The sequence below is a fragment of the Streptomyces sp. NPDC037288 genome, assembly GCF_055603265.1.
In genome coordinates this window covers 71,828-90,826 of record NZ_JBVJVY010000006.1, presented here as the reverse complement: position 1 = coordinate 90,826, position 18,999 = coordinate 71,828, and the positions used below count along the sequence as shown (strand labels likewise).

At 68.6% G+C, this 18,999-nt stretch carries 13 protein-coding genes; 3 read left to right on the top strand and 10 right to left on the bottom strand.

Annotated elements, in window-relative coordinates; translation table 11 throughout:
- The first annotated feature begins 101 nt into the window (after positions 1 to 101).
- Entirely contained in the window at positions 102 to 719 is a 618-nt protein-coding gene (locus ACZ7GZ_RS09315; RefSeq protein ID WP_471022356.1) for a GNAT family N-acetyltransferase, read from the top strand.
- A 52-nt stretch (positions 720 to 771) separates the two neighbouring features.
- Here the strand turns inward: ACZ7GZ_RS09315 and trxA are convergent, their stop codons facing one another.
- The 7 genes from trxA to ACZ7GZ_RS09280 all read right to left on the bottom strand — a co-directional run bounded on the left by trxA (position 772) and on the right by ACZ7GZ_RS09280 (position 10,712).
- Positions 772 to 1,104 (bottom strand): thioredoxin, encoded by a 333-nt coding sequence (trxA, locus tag ACZ7GZ_RS09310; RefSeq protein ID WP_471022354.1) that lies wholly within the window; start codon positions 1,102 to 1,104, stop codon positions 772 to 774.
- A gap of 51 nt (positions 1,105 to 1,155) precedes the next feature.
- Positions 1,156 to 2,124, bottom strand: coding sequence for a thioredoxin-disulfide reductase (gene trxB, locus ACZ7GZ_RS09305; protein ID WP_471022353.1), 969 nt, complete (start codon positions 2,122 to 2,124; stop codon positions 1,156 to 1,158).
- A 333-nt stretch (positions 2,125 to 2,457) separates the two neighbouring features.
- Positions 2,458 to 3,342, bottom strand: coding sequence for an anti-sigma factor (locus ACZ7GZ_RS09300; RefSeq protein ID WP_471022351.1), 885 nt, complete (start codon positions 3,340 to 3,342; stop codon positions 2,458 to 2,460).
- Positions 3,339 to 4,064 carry an RNA polymerase sigma factor SigM gene (sigM, locus tag ACZ7GZ_RS09295; RefSeq protein WP_471022350.1) on the bottom strand — a complete coding sequence of 242 codons (726 nt, stop codon included), beginning with the start codon at positions 4,062 to 4,064 and terminating at the stop codon, positions 3,339 to 3,341. Before sigM ends, ACZ7GZ_RS09300 begins: the two co-directional genes overlap by 4 nt.
- Positions 4,065 to 4,090: 26 nt before the next feature.
- Complete coding sequence (locus tag ACZ7GZ_RS09290) at positions 4,091 to 5,812, bottom strand: protein kinase family protein (RefSeq protein ID WP_471022348.1); 1,722 nt, start codon at positions 5,810 to 5,812, stop codon at positions 4,091 to 4,093.
- A gap of 118 nt (positions 5,813 to 5,930) precedes the next feature.
- Positions 5,931 to 8,288 carry a murein biosynthesis integral membrane protein MurJ gene (gene murJ, locus ACZ7GZ_RS09285; RefSeq protein WP_471022346.1) on the bottom strand — a complete coding sequence of 786 codons (2,358 nt, stop codon included), beginning with the start codon at positions 8,286 to 8,288 and terminating at the stop codon, positions 5,931 to 5,933.
- Positions 8,289 to 8,333: 45 nt separating this feature from the next.
- Positions 8,334 to 10,712 carry a DUF6049 family protein gene (locus ACZ7GZ_RS09280; RefSeq protein ID WP_471022344.1) on the bottom strand — a complete coding sequence of 793 codons (2,379 nt, stop codon included), beginning with the start codon at positions 10,710 to 10,712 and terminating at the stop codon, positions 8,334 to 8,336.
- A 277-nt stretch (positions 10,713 to 10,989) separates the two neighbouring features.
- On the opposite strand from ACZ7GZ_RS09280, the gene ACZ7GZ_RS09275 reads away from it, so the two are divergent.
- On the top strand, positions 10,990 to 12,456 hold the full coding sequence (locus ACZ7GZ_RS09275) for a CCA tRNA nucleotidyltransferase (RefSeq protein WP_471022343.1): 1,467 nt from the start codon (positions 10,990 to 10,992) through the stop codon (positions 12,454 to 12,456).
- A gap of 114 nt (positions 12,457 to 12,570) precedes the next feature.
- Here the strand turns inward: ACZ7GZ_RS09275 and ACZ7GZ_RS09270 are convergent, their stop codons facing one another.
- From ACZ7GZ_RS09270 to ACZ7GZ_RS09260, 3 genes are all read right to left on the bottom strand, one after another.
- Complete coding sequence (locus tag ACZ7GZ_RS09270) at positions 12,571 to 13,830, bottom strand: MFS transporter (RefSeq protein ID WP_471022341.1); 1,260 nt, start codon at positions 13,828 to 13,830, stop codon at positions 12,571 to 12,573.
- Between the two features lie 103 nt (positions 13,831 to 13,933).
- A complete protein-coding gene (locus ACZ7GZ_RS09265) occupies positions 13,934 to 15,016 on the bottom strand; it encodes an inositol-3-phosphate synthase (protein ID WP_471022340.1) in 1,083 nt (360 codons plus the stop codon).
- A 43-nt stretch (positions 15,017 to 15,059) separates the two neighbouring features.
- Positions 15,060 to 15,743 carry a PadR family transcriptional regulator gene (locus ACZ7GZ_RS09260; RefSeq protein WP_471022338.1) on the bottom strand — a complete coding sequence of 228 codons (684 nt, stop codon included), beginning with the start codon at positions 15,741 to 15,743 and terminating at the stop codon, positions 15,060 to 15,062.
- Positions 15,744 to 16,532: 789 nt separating this feature from the next.
- On the opposite strand from ACZ7GZ_RS09260, the gene ACZ7GZ_RS09255 reads away from it, so the two are divergent.
- Positions 16,533 to 18,812: a transglycosylase domain-containing protein gene (locus ACZ7GZ_RS09255; protein ID WP_471022336.1), complete on the top strand. Its 2,280-nt coding sequence runs from the start codon at positions 16,533 to 16,535 to the stop codon at positions 18,810 to 18,812.
- Positions 18,813 to 18,999: the final 187 nt, after the last annotated feature.

Sequence of the window (18,999 nt, the reverse complement as noted above, 5' to 3'; positions counted from 1 at the left end):
CTTGGAGCGGTCGGCGGATTCGTCGGCAGCCTTCTCAGGGAGCGGAGCGCTCTGACAGCCGCTTGCGATGCGGCGGGCGAAGGAAGCGAGGAACAGCCTTCATGGGGCGTCGGCTCGTGCCGCTCACGCTGGACAACCTTCAGGACCTTCCCTCACGCTGTCGCTCGTGTGTCTTCTGGGAGCTGGACCCCGTCAGCGGTGAAGCGGCGGTAAAGGCGGGCACTTCCGCCGCGGAGAAGGAGGCCTGGATCTCCGCCGTCCTCCTGGACTGGGGGTCGTGCGGCCGGGTGGTGTACGTCGACGACGTGCCGGTGGGTTTCGCGCTCTATGCCCCTCCGGCCTATGTCCCACGCTCGACGGCCTTTCCCACAAGCCCCGTCTCGCCGGACGCCGTGCAGCTGATGACGGCGTTCATCATGCCCGGCTATCAGGGCCAGGGGCTGGGCCGGGTGCTCGTGCAGACGGTCGCCAAGGATCTGCTGCGCCGAGGCTTCAGGGCGATCGAGGCCTTCGGCGACGCCCGCTGGAAGGAACCCGCCTGCCTGTTGCCGGCGGATCATCTTCTGGCCGTGGGGTTCAAGACGGTCCGGCAGCACCCCACACATCCTCGGCTGCGGCTGGAGTTGCGCTCGACGCTCTCGTGGAAGGAAGACGTGGAGATGGCGCTCGACCGGCTTCTGGGAGCGGTACAGAAGGAGCCTGCGCTGCGACCCCTCTAAAGCGAATGGGCCAACCCATCCGGGTTGGCCCATTCGTGTTTCACGTGAAACGTCACTCGGCGATGAACTCTGCGAGGTCGCGAACGATCGCGGCCTTCGGCTTGGCGCCGACGATGGTCTTGGCGACCTCGCCACCCTGATAGACGTTCAGGGTCGGGATGGACATGACGCCGTACTTGGCGGCCGTACCGGGGTTCTCGTCGATGTTCAGCTTGACGATCTCGAGCTTGTCGCCGTACTCGGCAGCGATTGCCTCGAGGGACGGGGCGATCTGGCGGCACGGGCCGCACCAGGCGGCCCAGAAGTCCACCAGGACGGGCTTTTCGTTCTTGAGGACGTCCTGCTCGAAGGAATCGTCAGTGACATTCTTCAGGGTGCCGGCCACGGCGGGCTCCTTAACTCGATCGTGCGGTGAGGCGAGGGGGAAGAGGGAAGGTCAGACGGCGGTCTTCTCGGGCTCCGCCTTGTCCTCGTCCGCGAGGGCGGAGAGGAAGCGCTCGGCGTCGAGAGCAGCGGAGCAGCCGGTGCCGGCGGCGGTGATCGCCTGGCGGTAGGTGTGGTCGACCACGTCACCGGCGGCGAAGACACCGGTGAGGTTGGTACGGGTGGACGGGGAGGTGACCTTCAGGTAGCCCTCCTCGTCCAGGTCCAGCTGGCCCTTGAACAGCTCGGTGCGCGGGTCGTGGCCGATCGCGATGAACAGGCCGGTCACGGGCAGCTCCGACAGCTCGCCGGTCTTGACGTTGCGCAGCTTCAGACCGGAGAGCTTCTGCTCGCCCTGGATCTCGGCTACCTCGCTGTCCCACACGAACTTGATCTTCGGGTCTCCGAAGGCGCGCTCCTGCATCGCCTTGGAGGCGCGCAGGGTGTCCCGGCGGTGGACGACCGTCACGGACTTGGCGAAGCGCGAGAGGAAGGTCGCCTCCTCCATCGCGGTGTCGCCGCCGCCGATCACCGCGATGTCCTGGTCCTTGAAGAAGAAGCCGTCACAGGTGGCACACCAGGAGACACCGCGGCCGGAGAGCGCGTCCTCGTTCGGCAGGCCCAGCTTGCGGTGCTGGGAGCCGGTGGTGACGATGACGGCCTTCGCCTGGTGCACCGTGCCGGCGGTGTCGGTGACGGTCTTGATCTCACCGGCGAGGTCCACGGAGACGACGTCGTCCGGGACCAGCTCGGCGCCGAAACGCTCGGCCTGCGCCCGCATGTTGTCCATGAGGTCGGGGCCCATGATGCCGTCGCGGAAGCCCGGGAAGTTCTCGACCTCGGTGGTGTTCATCAGCGCGCCACCGGCGGTGACGGCGCCCTCGAACACCAGGGGCTTCAGCGACGCGCGCGCGGTGTAGAGCGCCGCCGTGTAGCCTGCGGGCCCGGAGCCGATGATGATCACGTTACGGACGTCGCTCACGGCTTGTTTCCTCGTCTCTGGTCTGCGTCTGTCGACCGGTGGGAGCGCCTTTCAGAGCTCCCACCCCACCCAACGGATCCTACGGGGCGCGCATTCCCGCTGTGTCGGGGCGCACGCATGCGTCGAGGCCACGGACAGCGCCAAGACTTTGCCACCTCACGAATCTGTCTGGCGAGACGCTTAACGTGCGTGGCGGGGACGAAGTATTCCGCGGTCGGCACCATGGCCGCTGGTGCGAAGCTGGCATGCGGCAGCCGGGGAGAGGGTTCCGGTCACGGCCAGAGGTGCACAGCCTGTGGGGGAACGGATTCCGACTGTAGGACTGTGCGGATTTCAGGAGCGAGGGTAGGACTCCTTCAAGAGGACGGTGCCCGAGGCCGTGGGAGGTTGACGCATACAGGCCGCGTCGACGACATAAGCCGTGACCCGGGCACTGTCATGGGCATCGGGTACGACGACGAGGTAGGCGCTCCTCCCGGCGTAGCTGCCCACCTTCGAGGCCAGAGCGCGGTCACCCCGGGGGATGGCCCGCCGGACACAGCTAGGTACCGGGATCTCGGTCTGAAGCAGTGTGTTGGCGCTCTCTGTGCCCCCCGGCGTGTCCCGTCCGGAGTCGGTGCCGGAGCGTGGTCGCTGACCGGTGTCTCGCGGTGTGATGTCCTTGTTCGAAGCCAACAGGTCCCGCACCTGGTTCTGGACACTGACACCGGAGAAGGCGCTGCTGGACGGACTCGGCTTGTCGTGAGCCGTCGTGGTTGACGTCCCACTGCCGAACACCTGGACTACCAGAGCCCCGGCACCCAGCACGGCCGCGGTCAACACACCCCCGAGGACGACGGTCCTCCGGCGGCTGCGTCCGCTCTTCTTCCGTCCTGGCCCGGTTGCCCCCTGTGGGCGTCCGGCGGGGCGCGAAGCCGTAACCGGTGTTTCACGTGAAACATGACCGATGATGTCGTCTTCGGAGGCGCTGAGCAGGGCCTCGGCGGCGAGCGCCGCATCGATACGACCGGCCACGCCGGCCGGCATGCGCACGGTTTCCGATACGGACCCCAGCAGTCCTCGGATCTCCTCCAGTGAGGCATGGACGTCGGCGCACAGCTCGCACGAGTCGAGGTGCTGTCGTATGGCGCTGCTGCGGTCCGGAGGGAGAAGGCCTTCGGTGAGGTCGGAGATCTCCTCGACGTCCGGGTGCCCGGCCGTGTCTGTCGTGGAAGTCACGCTCGCCCACCTCCGCCCTTCACTACGGCTGAATCGCTCGGTCCCGCGTCCTCGGGGCTCCTGTTCGGAGTCTCCGTTGCCGGTGGGACGGATGTCCCCTCCACCCGGTTCCGTCCCGCGCCGGGTTCTTTTCCGCTTCCGGAACCTTCGGGCCGTAGATGAGCCAGCAGAGGCAGCAGCCGGGCTCTTCCCCGGGCGCACCGGCTCTTCACCGTGCCCGTCGGTACCTCGAGGATCCGGGCGGCCTCGGCCACGGGATACCCCTGCATATCGACGAGGACCAGGGCGGCCCGCTGGTCGTGCGGGAGCGTGCCGAGTGCTTCGAGGAGCTGGCGGTGCACATCGTTCCGCTCGGCCGGCGCCGAAGCCGACTCGTGCGGCTCCAGCAGCTGCTCCAGCCGCTCGGTGTCGTCAACCGGAGCGGTCTTCCGCGAGGCTGCCTTGCGGGCACGGTCCAGGCAGGCGTTCACCGTGATGCGGTGCAGCCACGTCGTGACAGCCGACTGGCCCCGGAAGGTGTGGGCGGCCCGGTAGGCCGACACCAGGGCGTCCTGGACCGCGTCGGCGGCCTCCTCGCGGTCCCCCAGCGTCCGCAGCGCGACCGCCCAGAGCCGATCCCGATGCCGCCGGACGATCTCACCGAAGGCATGGGAGTCGCCTTCCACATGGCGGGCGAGCAGATCCTTGTCGCTCACTCCGTCGTATCCGGCGTCCTCCGCCATCTGCCCCCTCCGGTCCGGGTGCGACGTCAGCCTGTGAACTTGACTTCGCCGATGGCCTGCTTCCAGCCGGCGCGGGCGTACAGGGTGGAGTCGTACCCCGAGTACGGCACGGCCGTCAGCCAGACGAGGACGTACTGCGTCTTGACCGACTTGGTGACCTTCACCGTGGCGCTGGTGCCTGTGGTCGTGACGCTGCCGATCTTCGTCATGGAGCCCAGCGACGCCGGCGTCAACGAGTCCGCAGCGTACAGCTCGATCGTCGTGTGGTCGCTGCCGAAGCGCAGGTCGAGGGCGGCGGTGCTGAGATTCTTCGCCGAGCCGAAGTCGTACACGATGCCGACACCCGGCTTGTACGGCGCGATCTGCGGGCCCGCGTCGAAGCTCTTGGTCTTCCAGTACGTCGACGGGTCGCCGTCGTAGGTCCTGGGTTCGGCACCGGAGTTCTGGGCGCCGCCCTCGGCTACGAACTCCCGGCTGTTCTGGATCTTTATGGGCTGCGGCTTCGGCTTCGCGGCGCCCTTGCCGCCGTCGTTCGTCGTCTGGCTCTTGTTGGGGTTCTCCGGCTTGCCACTCCGGTCCATCAGGGCGTCCGCCAGCTGCCAGCTGCCCAGACCGAGGGCGGCGATGAGGAGGGCGGACACCGCCCACTTCAGGGCCTTGCCGGTGCGGCTCTGCAGCGGGGGCGGCGGGGTCACGATCGGCTGGGCCACGCCGGGGTGCGGCGCCGGTCGGCCGTACGTGCCCTGCTGGTAGGTCGTGCGCTGGTACTCGGGCGGAGCGGTGAACGCCGGCTCCGGCGGGCGGATGCGGGGCATCTCGCCGATCGCCTTCACCAGCTCCTCCGGCGTGGTGCACGGAGCCTCATGACGGGAGGCGGTGGCCCCGTCGTTGGCGAGTGCGCGCATGGCCAGTTCGGACAGGCCCCGGTGCACCCCGGCCCGCACCTGGTCCGGTGCGATCAGACCGACGCCCTTGGGGAGGCCGGACAGACCGTACGCGTCGCTCTCGTACGGCCAGCGCTCGGTCAGCGCGGCGTACAGCAGGGCGCCGATCGCCTCGGTGTCGGTGCGCTGTGGGGTGTCGGAGCTGATGCCGCGCAGCGCGGCGTTCACGGCGAGGCCCCGGATGCGCCACTGGCCGGTCGAGGCGCGCAGCACGGCGTTCGGGTTCAGCCGCAGATGGGCGAGGCCCTCGCGGTGCGCGGCGGCCATGGCGGAGGCCACCTGACTGACCAACTGGTAGGCGTCATGCGGCTCCAGCGGGCCGGTCGCGAGGAGCGTGGTCAGCTCGGTGGCGTCGGGCAGCCACTCGTGCACGACGTAGACGAGGTCGTTCTCCTCGACGGCGTCCAGGACCTGTACGAAGCGCGGATCGCCGAGCAGCGCGGAGGAACGGGCGGCAGCCAGGACGGAACGGGCCCGCGCATGGTCCGCGGGAAGGACATGCACGCCGACGGCACGACGGAGTTTCTCGTCGACGGCACGCCAACTGCTGAATCCGTCCAGACGGGTGACGCACTCCTCCAGTCGGTAGCGTCTGGCGAGCTTGTGACCGCTGTGCAGTTCGGGAGGCGAGGCCTTCTTCCCGGGCCCCTCGCTCTCGCCGCTCCCCCGTGCCTCGTCGCTGTTCGTGTCCCGCTCCGGGTTCTTGGCCACCCCGTCGGCCGTGGACTGGTCCGCCTTGGCGGTCAGCGGCTGTTCACCGCTGTTGTCTGCCACGTCGACGGCAGCTGTGCTCCGTTCCGCCACCGTCGTCCCTGCCTCCCCATCCGTTGCACGCTGTCCGACGCCGAAACCAATTGTGCCCACAGTCCGCTGCTATGCACGACACACGGCGGCGGACGATGGTTGTGCACCTACCCCCGCCTCAGCGGCCCAGACGTCCGCGGACCATGCCCACGAGCGAGTTCAGTTCCTCGATGCGCATCCGGCGGGCGGCGACGAAGAAGACGCCGAGCAGAACGGCACCACCGGCGAGCAGCGCGGCGAAGGACCCGACGACGCCCTGGCCGAGGGTGTGCCCGATGCCGTAGCAGGCTGCGCCGCTGAGCAGGGCCGCGGGCACCGAGGCGATGCACAGGCGCGCGTACGTCCGCAGCACCCGGGTACCGTCCAGATCACCGCCGAGCCGCTTGCGCAGCCGGCGCCAGGCGACGCCCACGCCGATCGCGTAGCTCAGACCGTACGCGGCGGCCATACCCGCGACCGCCCAGCGGGCCGGCAGCAGGAAGTAGCACAGCACGGAGACGCTCGCGTTCACCGCCGCCACGATGACGGTGTTGTAGAACGGGGTGCGGGTGTCTTCGTAGGCGTAGAAGGCCCGCAGGACGACGTACTGCACCGAGTACGGGATCAGGCCCAGGGCGAAGGCCATCAGCATGTAGCCCATGTTGGTGGCCGAGCCGGTGCCCGCGGAACCGAAGATCAGGGTGCACATCGGGATTCCGAGCGCGAGGAAACCGAACGCGATCGGGACGATGGCGACGGCGGTGGTGCGCAGGCCGTGCGAGATGTCGTCGCGGACGGCACCGGCGTCCCCCTCGGCGGCCGCGCGCGAGATGCGCGGCAGCAGGGCGGCCATCAGAGACACCGTGATGATGGCCTGCGGCAGACCCCAGATGAGCTGGGCGTTGGCGTAGGCGGCAAAGCCGGTGCCCTTGACGCCGGAGTCCTTGCCGGCGGCGGTGGACAGACGGGTGACGACCATGGCGCCTGCCTGGTTGGCGAGGACGAACAGGACCGTCCACTTGGCGAGCATGGCGGCCTTGCCCAGGCCATGGCCCTTCCAGTCGAACCGCAGCCGGATCCGGAAGCCGGTCTCGCGCAGATAAGGGATCATCGCCAGCGCCTGGACGACCAGTCCGAGCAGCACACCCACACCGAGCAGCCGCTGCCCCTGAGGCGGAATGTTGGTGACGTCCAGGTGGGAGTTGGCGGCGCTGCCGTAGACCCAGATGAACAAGCCGAGCGAGACGATGATGACGATGTTGTTCAGGACCGGCGTCCACATCATCGCGCCGAACTTGCCGCGGGCGTTGAGGATCTGTCCCATCACCACATGGATGCCCATGAAGAAGATCGAGGGCAGGAAGTAGCGGGTGAAGGTGACCGCCACCTCGTTTGCGGCCGGGTTGCTGGCGATGGTGGGAGACAGCAACCGCACCAGCAGCGGCGCCGCGAACATCGCCAGACCGGTCAGCGCGGCCAGGGCCACCATCACAAGGGTCAGCAGGCGGTTGGCGAACGCCTCGCCGCCGTCCTCGTCCTCCTTCATGGACCGCACCAGCTGCGGCACGAAGACGGAGTTGAGCCCGCCGCCGACGGTGAGGATGTAGATCATCGTCGGCAGCTGGTAGGCCACCTGGAAGGAGTCGGCGAGGAAACCGAGGCCGAGCGCTGCGGCGATCAGTGCGGAGCGGATGAAGCCGGTGAGACGGGAGACCATCGTGCCCGCCGCCATCACGGCACTGGACTTCAGCAGCCCGGCGGCCTTGCCGCCCTTCTTCGCGGGCGCGGCGGGAGCCGCTGCCGCCACGGCCGCCGTATCCGTGTTCGGACCTGCGGGATCCGGTGCCGGTGCCGGGGCGGGCACCGGGGGCTGCATCGGGTTCGCCGGGGCAGCCGGGTAGGGGGCCTCGGCGTACGGGGTGCCCTGCTGGGGGCCCTGCCCGTCCGCCGGGTACTGGCCGGCGGGACCGTACCCGGTGGACGGAGCGGCGGCCGCTCCGGGGAAGCCGGACGGGTTCATGGGCGCCTGCCCACCGCTCTGCTGCTGGTCCTTGAAGAGGTGCGCGAAGGCGTCCGGCTCGTGGTACTCCTCGCCCGAGTGCGTGACCAGGTCGTCCACGCCCACGAACTGGGTCGTGCGGGGGTCGTCGCCGTACGGCATGTACGGGGTCGCACTCTCCGGTTCCGGTGCCGGCGTCTGCGCCCATACCTGCGGATCGGGCGCGTAGGGCGACGGGGCGGGCGGGCCGTACAGGGGCTGCTGCTGCTCGTAGCTGCCCGCAGGGGGCGGCGGGTGTGCGGCGCGGTCGTAGAGCGCCTCGGCGACCGGGTCCTGCGCGGCCAGGTCGTGCGCCCGGTAGGGGTCCTGGTCGTAGGCGTCCTGGAGGTACATGTCCGCCGCTTGCTGCGGCGGTACCTGACCAGGCTCCGGCGGCGTCTCGGGGTAGCCCGAGCCGGCCGCGCCCTGGCCGCGATCACCGTCGTACGGCGCGTTCATGCTTACCCCACCTCATCGTCCCTGGCTCACCGGCCACGACATCGCTCAACGGTCCACTCTCTCACCCGTCCCGGACGGGTCGGTGCTTTCCGGTGCGGTGTCCGGCGCAGGGTCACTCGGGTGCTCCGGGTCGTCTGCCCCGGAGGGCGAGCCGGATTCTTCCGGCTTTTCCGGGAGACGATCCATGGGGGTGTCGGGGTTCCCCGGCTCGTCGGTGCTCTCGTCCGCCGTGCCGGTGCCGTCCTCCTTGCGGCGGGCCGCGGCGCGCTTGCGCTGGGTGTACATCCGGAATCCGGCGAGGACGAGGAGGAGCACGCCGCCGCCGATGACCAGCATCACGGTGGGCGTGATCTCGGTGACCTTCACGTCGAAGCTGACGGGGTCGCCGTACCTCACGCCGTCCTCGGTGTACAGCTGAGCGACCACGGTGACCCGGCCGTTGGCGTTGGCCGAGGTGGTGAACTTCACGGACTGGCTGTGCCCGCCGGAGATCTCGACCGGCTGCTCGTAGTACGCCTTGCCGCCGATCTTCAGGCGGGTCGGCATGCTCGAGGTGAGACGCAGGACCAGATGGCCGACGGGCTGGACGAGGTTGTTCTGGACGGTCACCGGGATGGTGGCGCTGCGGCCGGAGAGCTTGGTCTCCGACTTGTCGATCAGCTTGACCTGGTCGGCCAGGTGATCGAGCCAGCCCTCGACGCCGTCCCGGTAGCTGCCCGCCTCCGCGCTCCTGCCCCGCCACGACGCGGACATCTCACGGTTTATGGCCCGCCCGAAGGGGGTCACGACGCGGGACTGGTCGGAGAGGATCACCTGGAAGCTGTCGAGCTTGCCCTGCGTGCGCGCGATCTGCTCGAAGGCCGCTCGCGGCAGCTCCCGCGAGCGTAGCGAGGAGGGATAGGCGGACCCGGACGGGATGCGTGTGGTGGCCTCCGGGTCGGGCTTGTCCTTGGCCGCCGCGCCGAGATCCTGGGACTGGGACCAGTTCCCGCCCTGGAGCGCCTTCAGCGCCGCCGCCATCGCCTGCGCCTGGCTCCCTGTGGGCATGCGCTGCGGGGCGACGACGATGCTGCGCTGCTTGTCCGTCTGCGCGTTCACCTCGAGGCTCTGGGCCAGGAACTCCTGCACGGCGAGCGTGGCCGAGTCCGCCTTCGTCAGATCGTCCTCGAAGGCCGTGGACAGCCGGGCGTCGGAGACCACCGCCGTGGTGCCACCGCCGACCGGGCGGGCGGCGGAAGGCGTGTACGACAGCCCGGCCGTCTCCTGGAGGCTGTCGCTGCGGGCGATCACGCGGTCGGCCCCGGCCGAGGTCGCGACCTTCATGATCGCCGGGTCCACGGCACCCTCCACCGGCCAGGCGAAGTCGGTGCTCGGCGTGACGTGGAGCACGGTCTTGACCGTGATGGCGGCGACGTCGGTGGCGTCTTTGAGGTGGCTGAGTGAGCCGGTGACGCTGGTGCCGTTGTGGGCAAGGGAGGCCAGGTCAGGGTCGCCGAAGGGGAGCGCGACGACCTCCTTGCCCGCCACCGCCTTCTGCAGGTTCGCCAGCCACTGCTTGGCGACCGCCTGGTGCTCCCGCGGGCCGGGCGTGGTGGTGTCTCCGTCACCCGGCAGCCGGTAGTTGCCCGTCGCCATCCTGTCCACCGAGGCCAGCAGGTCCGGGTCGATCACCCAGGTGACGTCGAGGTCCTTGCCCAGATCCACCATCTGGGCCAGCCTCCCGCCCGGCGCCAGTTCCTTGGCCAGGTCGTCGTTGAGGAACACCGGCGTCTGCAGTTCGCCGGCGCCCGTCTTGGCCGTCATGTGGACGGTGGAGAGCAGAGGCCACAGGAACGTCGTCCTGGTCTTGGTGTCGGCCTCGGACGGCTGCCACGGCAGGAACGTCCGCTGGATGCCGAGCACCTGGTCCCAGGGCTGCGTGGCGGTCTGACCGGAGAGGGAGACACCGAACTCGTAGACGCCGTCGTCGCCGAGGTCGAGCTTGTCCACGGGGACGGAGATGCTGAAGTGCTCGGCGACGCCGGGGGTCAGCTTGGCGAACTTCTCCTCGTACTTGCCGCCGACCTCGGAGCCGGTGCCGCCCTGCAGGTCGTCGGAGTGCCGGGCGACCGAGTCGATCTCCGAGCGGGTGTTCAGCATGGGCCCCACCCGCAGACCCACGTGGGCACCGGTGACCGTCTGCTTGCCGTTGTTGGTCACCGTGCCCGACACCGTCAGCGTGTCCCCGTCCGTGGGGGCGCTGGGGCCGAGCGAGTCCAGGGAGACGGACACCGTGTCCGAGGAGGCGGCCTGGGCGGGCGCTGCGGCCGGCAGCTGCAGCAGCCCGGCCAGCAGAGGCGCCCCCGCGAGCAGCGCGCCGGTGCGCCGCAGCCACCGGCGGGCAGGTGAGGCACTGGTCCCCTGGAAGTCTGCCGCCTCGGCCACGCGCTCGCCCGTCCCTCGTCGTCGTCAGTGGTCGTCGGAATGTGCGTCCACGCATGGTAACGATGTGCGCTGAGGGGAAGTGCCGCGGTCTCCTCCACAAGATCGAGGATCCTCGACGGCCCGTCCTCTATATCCAGTATCGAGCCGAGAGCTTCCGAACGTCGCGAGAGCGATGCTTGCGGTGGGTATGCCGGGAGCCGTCCGCAACCCTGCCAGGGCCGTCGCTGGAGGAAATGGAGGGCGCCCCTGGTCGCCGGGGCACGTACCCTCTTCTGTTGTGCCGAACCCCAACGAAGACACTCCCTCTGCCCTGAGCCAGGCGCAGCAGCGCGCGGTCGCCGAGCTGCTGCGGGTGGCGCCCGTCGCCGATGACCTCGCCCGCCGATTCCAGGAGGCCGGGTTCTCGCTCGCCCTGGTCGGCGGATCGGTGCGCGACGCGTTGCTCGGCCGGCTCGGCAACGACCTGGACTTCACGACCGACGCCCGCCCCGAGGACGTACTGAAGATCGTGCGGCCATGGGCGGACGCTGTCTGGGAGGTCGGCATCGCCTTCGGCACCGTGGGCGCGCACAAGAGTGCCCGTGTCGGAGACACTGATGGGCACTTTCAGATCGAGATCACCACCTACCGGTCGGAGGCCTACGACCGCACCTCGCGCAAGCCCGAGGTGTCGTACGGCGACTCCATCGAGGAGGATCTGGTCCGCCGGGACTTCACGGTCAACGCGATGGCCGTGGCGCTGCCCGAGAAGGAGTTCATCGACCCGCACGGTGGCCTTGAGGATCTCGCGGCCCGGGTTCTGCGGACACCGGGTACGCCCGAGGAGTCGTTCTCGGACGATCCCCTGCGGATGATGCGGGCCGCGCGGTTCGCCGCCCAGCTGGACTTCACGGTGGCCCCTGAGGTCGTCACCGCGATGACGGACATGGCCGGACGCATTGAGATCGTCTCGGCCGAGCGGGTCAGGGACGAGCTGAACAAGCTGATTCTCTCCGCACACCCACGCAAGGGACTGAGGCTGCTCGCCGACACCGGGCTCGCGGGTCACGTGCTGCCCGAGCTGCCGGCGCTGCGCCTGGAGCGGGACGAGCACCATCGGCACAAGGACGTCTACGAGCACACGCTGATCGTCCTGGAGCAGGCGATCGCCCTGGAGACGGACGGTCCCGATCTCACGCTCCGGCTGGCGGCGCTACTGCACGACATCGGCAAGCCGCGGACGCGCCGCTTCGAGAAGGACGGCCGGGTCTCGTTCCACCACCACGAGGTGGTCGGTGCCAAGATGACCAAGAAGCGCATGACCGCCCTGAAGTACTCCAACGACTTGGTGAAGGACGTTTCACGGCTGGTCGAACTTCACCTGCGCTTCCACGGCTACGGCACCGGAGAGTGGACGGACTCGGCGGTGCGGCGCTACGTCCGTGACGCGGGTCCGCTGCTGGATCGCCTGCACAAGCTGACCCGCTCGGACTGCACCACCCGCAATAAGCGGAGGGCGGCCGCGCTCTCGAAGGCCTACGACGGCCTGGAGGAGCGCATCGCCCAGCTGCAGGAGCAGGAAGAACTGGACGCGATCCGCCCGGACCTCGACGGCAACCAGATCATGGAGATCCTGGGTGTCGGGCCCGGCCCTGTCGTCGGCAAGGCCTACAAGCACATGCTGGAGCTACGGCTGGAGAACGGCCCGATGGAGCATGACGCGGCCGTGAGGGCTCTCAAGGACTGGTGGGCAGAGCAGAGCTGAACTCTGCCGTGCCGGGCTCGGCGATGTTTCACGTGAAACACCGCCCGGGGCTTCCGACGTCGAGGGGCGATGTTTCACGTGAAACATCGCCCTCTCCGTTTCCCGGCCACTGCCTCAGCGACGCTCGAAGCGAGCCAAAGCCGTGGCGACCCCGCCGTACAGGACGGCGACCAGGATCACCAGGAGTGTCGAGCGGCCGTCCGGCGGCAGCATCGCAGCTGCCACTCCGGCCGCGACGACGAAGGCCACGTTGAAGAGGACGTCGTACAGGGAGAAGATCCGGCCGCGGAACGCGTCGTCGACGCAGGCCTGGACGATGGTGTCCGTGGCGATCTTGGCGCCCTGAGTGATCAGACCCAGGATGAAGGCCGCGGCAAGGAGAGGGCCGGCGGCGAAGGTGAGCCCGAGTGCAGGCTCCAGTACGGCGGCGGCGCCGGAGCACACCGCGATCCACCGCCCGGGACCGAGGCGTCCCGCCGCCCACGGTGTCACCGCAGCCGCCGCGAAGAACCCCGCACCGGACACCGCCAGTGCGAGTCCGAGCAGTCGGAGCCCCTCCTCGGGTGTCGTGGAGAGGGCGTACCGGCAGAGCATGAGCAGAAGGACCAGCAGCGCGCCGTAGCAGAAGCGCATCAGCGTCATCGCGGCCAGAGCCCAGGCGGCTTCTCTCCGCTGGGGTGCGGCCAGGTGGCGGACAGCCGCGAGCAGATCGCGTGCCGTGTCCGCGAGGGCGGTGGACATCTGCGGTTTGGGCTGCTGGTCGGGGCCGAGGAGCGTGGGCGCCATGGTGAGGGCACTGAGTCCCGCGCACAGATAGAGGAAGGCCCCGAGGAGGACCACCGCCGCGTCGGATCCCGACGCCACGAGCCGTACGCCGAAGGCCAGACTGCCGCCCGCGGTCGCGGCGAGCGTTCCGGCCGTCGGCGACAGCGAGTTGGCGAGCACCAGACGCTCGGCGTCCACCACGCGGGGCAGGGACGCGGACAGCCCGGCGAGGACGAAGCGGTTGACGGCCGTGACGCACAGCGCGGAGACGTAGAACAGCCAGTCCGGAACGTGGCCGGCCATCAGCGCGGCGGTGACCGCGGCCAGCAGGGCGCGCAGCAGATTGCCGTATACGAAGACCTGTCGGCGCCGCCAGCGGTCCAGCAGGACGCCGGCGAACGGGCCGACCAGGGAGTAGGGGAGCAGCAGGACTGCCATCGCGGAGGCGATGGCGGTGGCCGAGGTCTGTTTCTCCGGGGAGAAGACGACGTACGCGGCGAGCGCGACCTGGTAGACGCCGTCGGCGCCCTGGGACAGGAGGCGGATGTACAGCAGACGTCGGAAGTACCGCAGGCGCAACAGGACGCGCAGGTCACGGACGACGGGCATGGGGCACAGCCTCACACATGCGGAAGGTCCCCGGGTCGGTGGACCCGGGGACCTTCACAGCCCTGGCAGGAGCGTTCTGGTGCGAGCGATTCCCCTCAGGGTTTTAGCGCTCGACCTCACCGCGGATGAACTTCTCGACGTTCTCGCGGGCCTCGTCGTCGAAGTACTGGACCGGCGGGGACTTCATGAAGTAGGAGGACGCCGACAGGATCGGGCCGCCGATGCCGCGGTCCTTGGCGATCTTCGCGGCGCGCACGGCGTCGATGATGACTCCGGCGGAGTTCGGGGAGTCCCAGACCTCGAGCTTGTACTCCAGGTTCAGCGGGACGTCACCGAAGGCACGACCCTCGAGGCGGACGTAGGCCCACTTGCGGTCGTCGAGCCAGGCCACGTAGTCGGACGGGCCGATGTGGACGTTCTTCGCGCCCATGTCCCGGTCGGGGATCTGGGAGGTGACCGCCTGGGTCTTGGAGATCTTCTTGGACTCCAGGCGCTCGCGCTCGAGCATGTTCTTGAAGTCCATGTTGCCGCCGACGTTCAGCTGCATCGTACGGTCGAGGATGACACCGCGGTCCTCGAACAGCTTCGCCATGACGCGGTGCGTGATGGTGGCGCCGACCTGGGACTTGATGTCGTCACCGACGATCGGCACACCGGCCTCGGTGAACTTGTCCGCCCACTCCTTGGTGCCGGCGATGAAGACCGGGAGGGCGTTGACGAAGGCGACCTTGGCGTCGATGGCGCACTGGGCGTAGAACTTCGCCGCGTCCTCGGATCCGACCGGCAGGTAGCAGACCAGGACGTCGACCTGCTTGTCCTTCAGGACCTGGACGACGTCGACCGGCTCGGCGTCGGACTCCTCGATGGTCTCGCGGTAGTACTTGCCGAGGCCGTCGAGGGTGTGACCGCGCTGGACGGTGACACCGGAGGTGGGCACGTCGCAGATCTTGATGGTGTTGTTCTCGGAGGCGCCGATCGCGTCCGCGAGGTCGAGGCCGACCTTCTTGGCGTCCACGTCGAACGCGGCGACGAACTCGATGTCGCGCACGTGGTAGTCACCGAACTGCACGTGCATCAGGCCGGGGACCTTCGACGCCGGGTCGGCGTCCTTGTAGTACTCGACTCCCTGCACCAGCGACGCAGCGCAGTTGCCCACGCCGACGATGGCTACGCGAACCGAACCCATTCCGGTTGCTCCCTGTGTGTACGAGTGAGGCCCTGATTGGGACTCACGTGGCGGTGTCGCCGGGCGTATCCGTCCGGGGGGTGTCCCCGGGACGGGGCAGGCCGCCCGTCGATCCAGTGGTGGTGTCCTGCTGAGCGGACCCCCCGGACACGGAACCCCGCAGGTCCCGTCCGGCCCGCTCGCTCTCGATGAGCTCGTTCAGCCAGCGCACTTCGCGCTCCACGGACTCCATCCCGTGGCGCTGGAGCTCGAGTGTGTAGTCGTCGAGGCGCTCCCGCGTGCGCGCCAGGGAGGTGCGCATCTTCTCCAGGCGCTCCTCCAGGCGGCTGCGCCGGCCTTCCAGGACGCGCATGCGCACATCGCGCGACGTCTGCCCGAAGAAGGCGAAGCGTGCGGCGAAGTGCTCGTCCTCATACGCGTCGGGGCCGGTCTGCGAGAGCAGGTCCTCGAAGTGTTCCTTCCCCTCCGCCGTCAGCCGGTAGACGATCTTGGCGCGGCGTCCGGCGAGCGGAGCGGCGAGGGCGTCCTCGTGGGTGCTGCCCGGTTCCTCGATCAACCAGCCGTTGGTGACCAGTGTCTTGAGGCAGGGATACAGGGTTCCGTAGCTGAACGCCCGGAACACACCCAGGGACGTGTTGAGCCGTTTGCGCAGCTCATAGCCGTGCATCGGGGACTCGCGGAGCAGGCCGAGCACGGCGAACTCGAGGATGCCGGAACGTCGGCTCATCGTCGCCTCCTCTCGGTCCCGCTGATCGCTCCCGCGGGTCTCGCAGTACCTCTCAGCGTCTTTATCTCGCGCTGATGTATCGACTCGATACATCATGACGATAGAACGGCCTTCCGCGGGCGACAAGGGTGACGGTGGTGAACGGGATCACATCACCGATTCATACGATGCAAGTTGCACGATTTGGGGTGAACTTCAGGGCTCGGCAGGTTTTGGGGATGCGTAGTCTGTGCGGCATGCACACCACCGGGAACCGCGTGACGCCCGGGGAGCGTCCTCGTCCCCGGTGCAGTACGGGTGAATGCAGAACCGACCACATCCGTACTTCGGGGGGACCGGAAACCAGCCGCCGTTCCAGGCGCGCACGGGTGCGCCTGCCCGAGGAGTAATCGTTCGATGAGCGAGCACCGTCGCAAACCGCCGCAGCCGCAGGGAGGCGGACGTGCCGCGGCCCGACGCGACCCGTCCGGCTCGGCCTCCGGTCGCCGCGCGGCACCGCGGGGCGCCACCGGGTCCCCAGCCGACTCCTATGGGTCCAGTTCCTATGGGTCGGGTGCCAGTGGTCCGGGAGGTGACGAGCGTCCCTACAGTGGCCGTGCCGAGGCCCGCCGGGCGGCGCAGAGAGGCAGTCGCCGCAGAGGCGCGGACAACGCCGGCCCGGGTGGCCGGCGCGGCACTCCCGGCGGCCCGACCGGTCCCGGGCGCGGCAGGGGTCGTGCGTCGACCGCACCCGGCAAGAAGCGGCTGATCGACTATCCCCGTGCCGGAAGGTACGGCTGGCGCCGCTGGGTGCCCTCCTGGAAGCTCGTCTCCGGGCTCTTCATCGGTTTCGTCGGAAGCCTGGTGGCGCTGGTCGGCGTCAGCTACGCGATGGTCTCGATCCCCAACGAGAACGATGCCGCCAAGTCCCAGAACAACGTCTACTACTGGGCCGACGGCAAGCAGATGGTGGCCACGGGCACGGGCGTCAACCGGCAGAACGTCAGCATCGACCAGATTCCCGACGCCATGCAGTGGGCCGTGATCTCGGCCGAGAACAAGAGCTTCTACCAGGACTCGGGCGTCGACCCCATGGGCATCGCGCGCGCCGTGGTCAACATGGCGCGGGGCGGCCAGACCCAGGGTGGTTCGACGATCACCCAGCAGTACGTCAAGAACACCTATCTGAGCCAGCAGCAGACGGTCACCCGTAAGTTCAAGGAGCTGTTCATCTCCATCAAGGTGGGGACGAAGCTCAAGAAGAGCCAGATCCTGCAGGGGTACCTCAACACGTCGTACTTCGGCCGGGGCGCGTACGGCATCCAGGCGGCTGCGCAGACGTACTACGGCAAGAACGCGGTGGACCTGACGCCGAGCCAGTGCGCGGTCCTCGCAGCGCTGCTCAAGGGCCCGACGTACTTCGACCCGGCCGGCAACGCGGATCTCGACCCCTCGGCGAACGCGACGGCCAACAAGAAGCGCTCGCAGGAACGCTGGCAGTGGATCCTCGAGCAGATGCACAACGATCACCACCTCAGCGACGACGCCTACCAGAAAGCCATCGCGAAGTACCCCATGCCCGACGGCCGCAAGGCGACCAAGGGGATGACCGGCCAGATCAGCTACCTGGTCGACACGGCGAAGAAGTACGTCCTCGCCCACTCCGACATCTCGGAGGCGGATTTCGACAGGGGCGGCTACCAGATCAAGACGACCTTCGACAAGGCCAAGGTCAACGAGCTGAGCGCGGCCGTGAAGAAGATCCAGAAGGAGCGGATCGATCCGAAGCGCCGCGACCTGGACAAGTACGTCCAGTTCGGTGCGGCGTCGGTGAGGCCCAACAACGGCGCGATCGTCGCTCTCTACGGCGGTGACGGCTACGAGAACGGCCACTTCACGAACAACGCCGACACCTCCGGTGTCCCGGTCGGTTCGACGTGGAAGCCGTTTGTCCTCGCCGCGGCCATGGAGGACGGGACCTACAGGTCCGAGGGGCAGGGAATTTCCCCGCTGAGCAAGTACAACGGCAACGACCATCTCAAGGTGTACAAGCCGGACGGGTCGGTCTATCTCACCAGGGACAACTCGACCTTTTACCAGAACAACGAGAGCAAGCGTGCCTGGGGATACATCACCCTGCGCAAGGCGATGGAGCAGTCCATCAACACTCCCTTCGTGCAGCTTGCCGTGGACGTGGGGCTGGAGAAGGTGAGGGGTGTTGCCCGAGCATCCGGAATCCTGGATCAGAGCATGCCCAAGAGCCTCAATCCATCGTTCGCCATCGGCACCTCCACCCCGAGCGCGATCCGCATGGCCGACGCGTACGCGACCTTCGCCGCGTCCGGCCAGCACACGGACCCGTACTCCGTGATCTCGGTGAAGAAGGACGGCCAGGAGCTGCCGGGCTTCACCCAGCCGAAGGTCACCACGGCGATGACGGCCAACGTGGCGAACAACGTCACGGACGTCCTGCAGAACGTCATCCAGAACGGTACGGGTCAGAACGCCAAGGCCCTGGGCCGTACGGCGGCGGGCAAGACCGGTACCACCGACAGCAACAAGTCGGCCTGGTTCGTCGGCTACACCCGGCAGCTGTCCACGTCGGTGGCGATGTTCCGTGAGAACCCGAAGGACCACGAGCTGCTGTCCATGAACGGCACGGCCGGCGTCCCGTCGATCCACGGTGGTGACATCCCGACGTCGGTGTGGACCGAGTACATGAAGGCCGCGCTGAAGGGGCAGAACGACCCCGGCTTCCCGGCCGCCACCGAGATCGGCGAGACGCAGGACGAGGTCGGAGCACCGTCCCCGACTCCGACCCCGACCGTCAGCATCACGCCGAGCCCGACGCCGAGCGACTCGCCGAGCCCGTCGCCCAGCGACACGTCTCCGTCTCCGTCCCCGTCGGCGAGCGACACCTGCCAGTGGAGCTGGGGCAACCCCTGCAACGGCAACGGTAACGGCGGCACGGACACGGGCGGCACCACCGGAGGCACCGATCCGTCGCCCAGCGTCACGGACACGACCGGACCCGGCGGTAACACCCGTGGCAATGGCAATGGAGGCATCTTCGGCGGGCCGACAGGCTGACCGAATGGCCGCAGGCCGGTGTTCGGCACCCTTTCAGGTGCCGAACACCGGCCTCCGTGCTTGTCTGCGGCCGCCGTTTCGGATGGCCGAAAAGCTGGGACGGGTCGTTCGTGGAAGCCCTTGGGTATGGAGCCGTAGTTCCAGCCACGGGTCGAAACGGAACCCGAGGCGCCTGCCGGACTGGCGA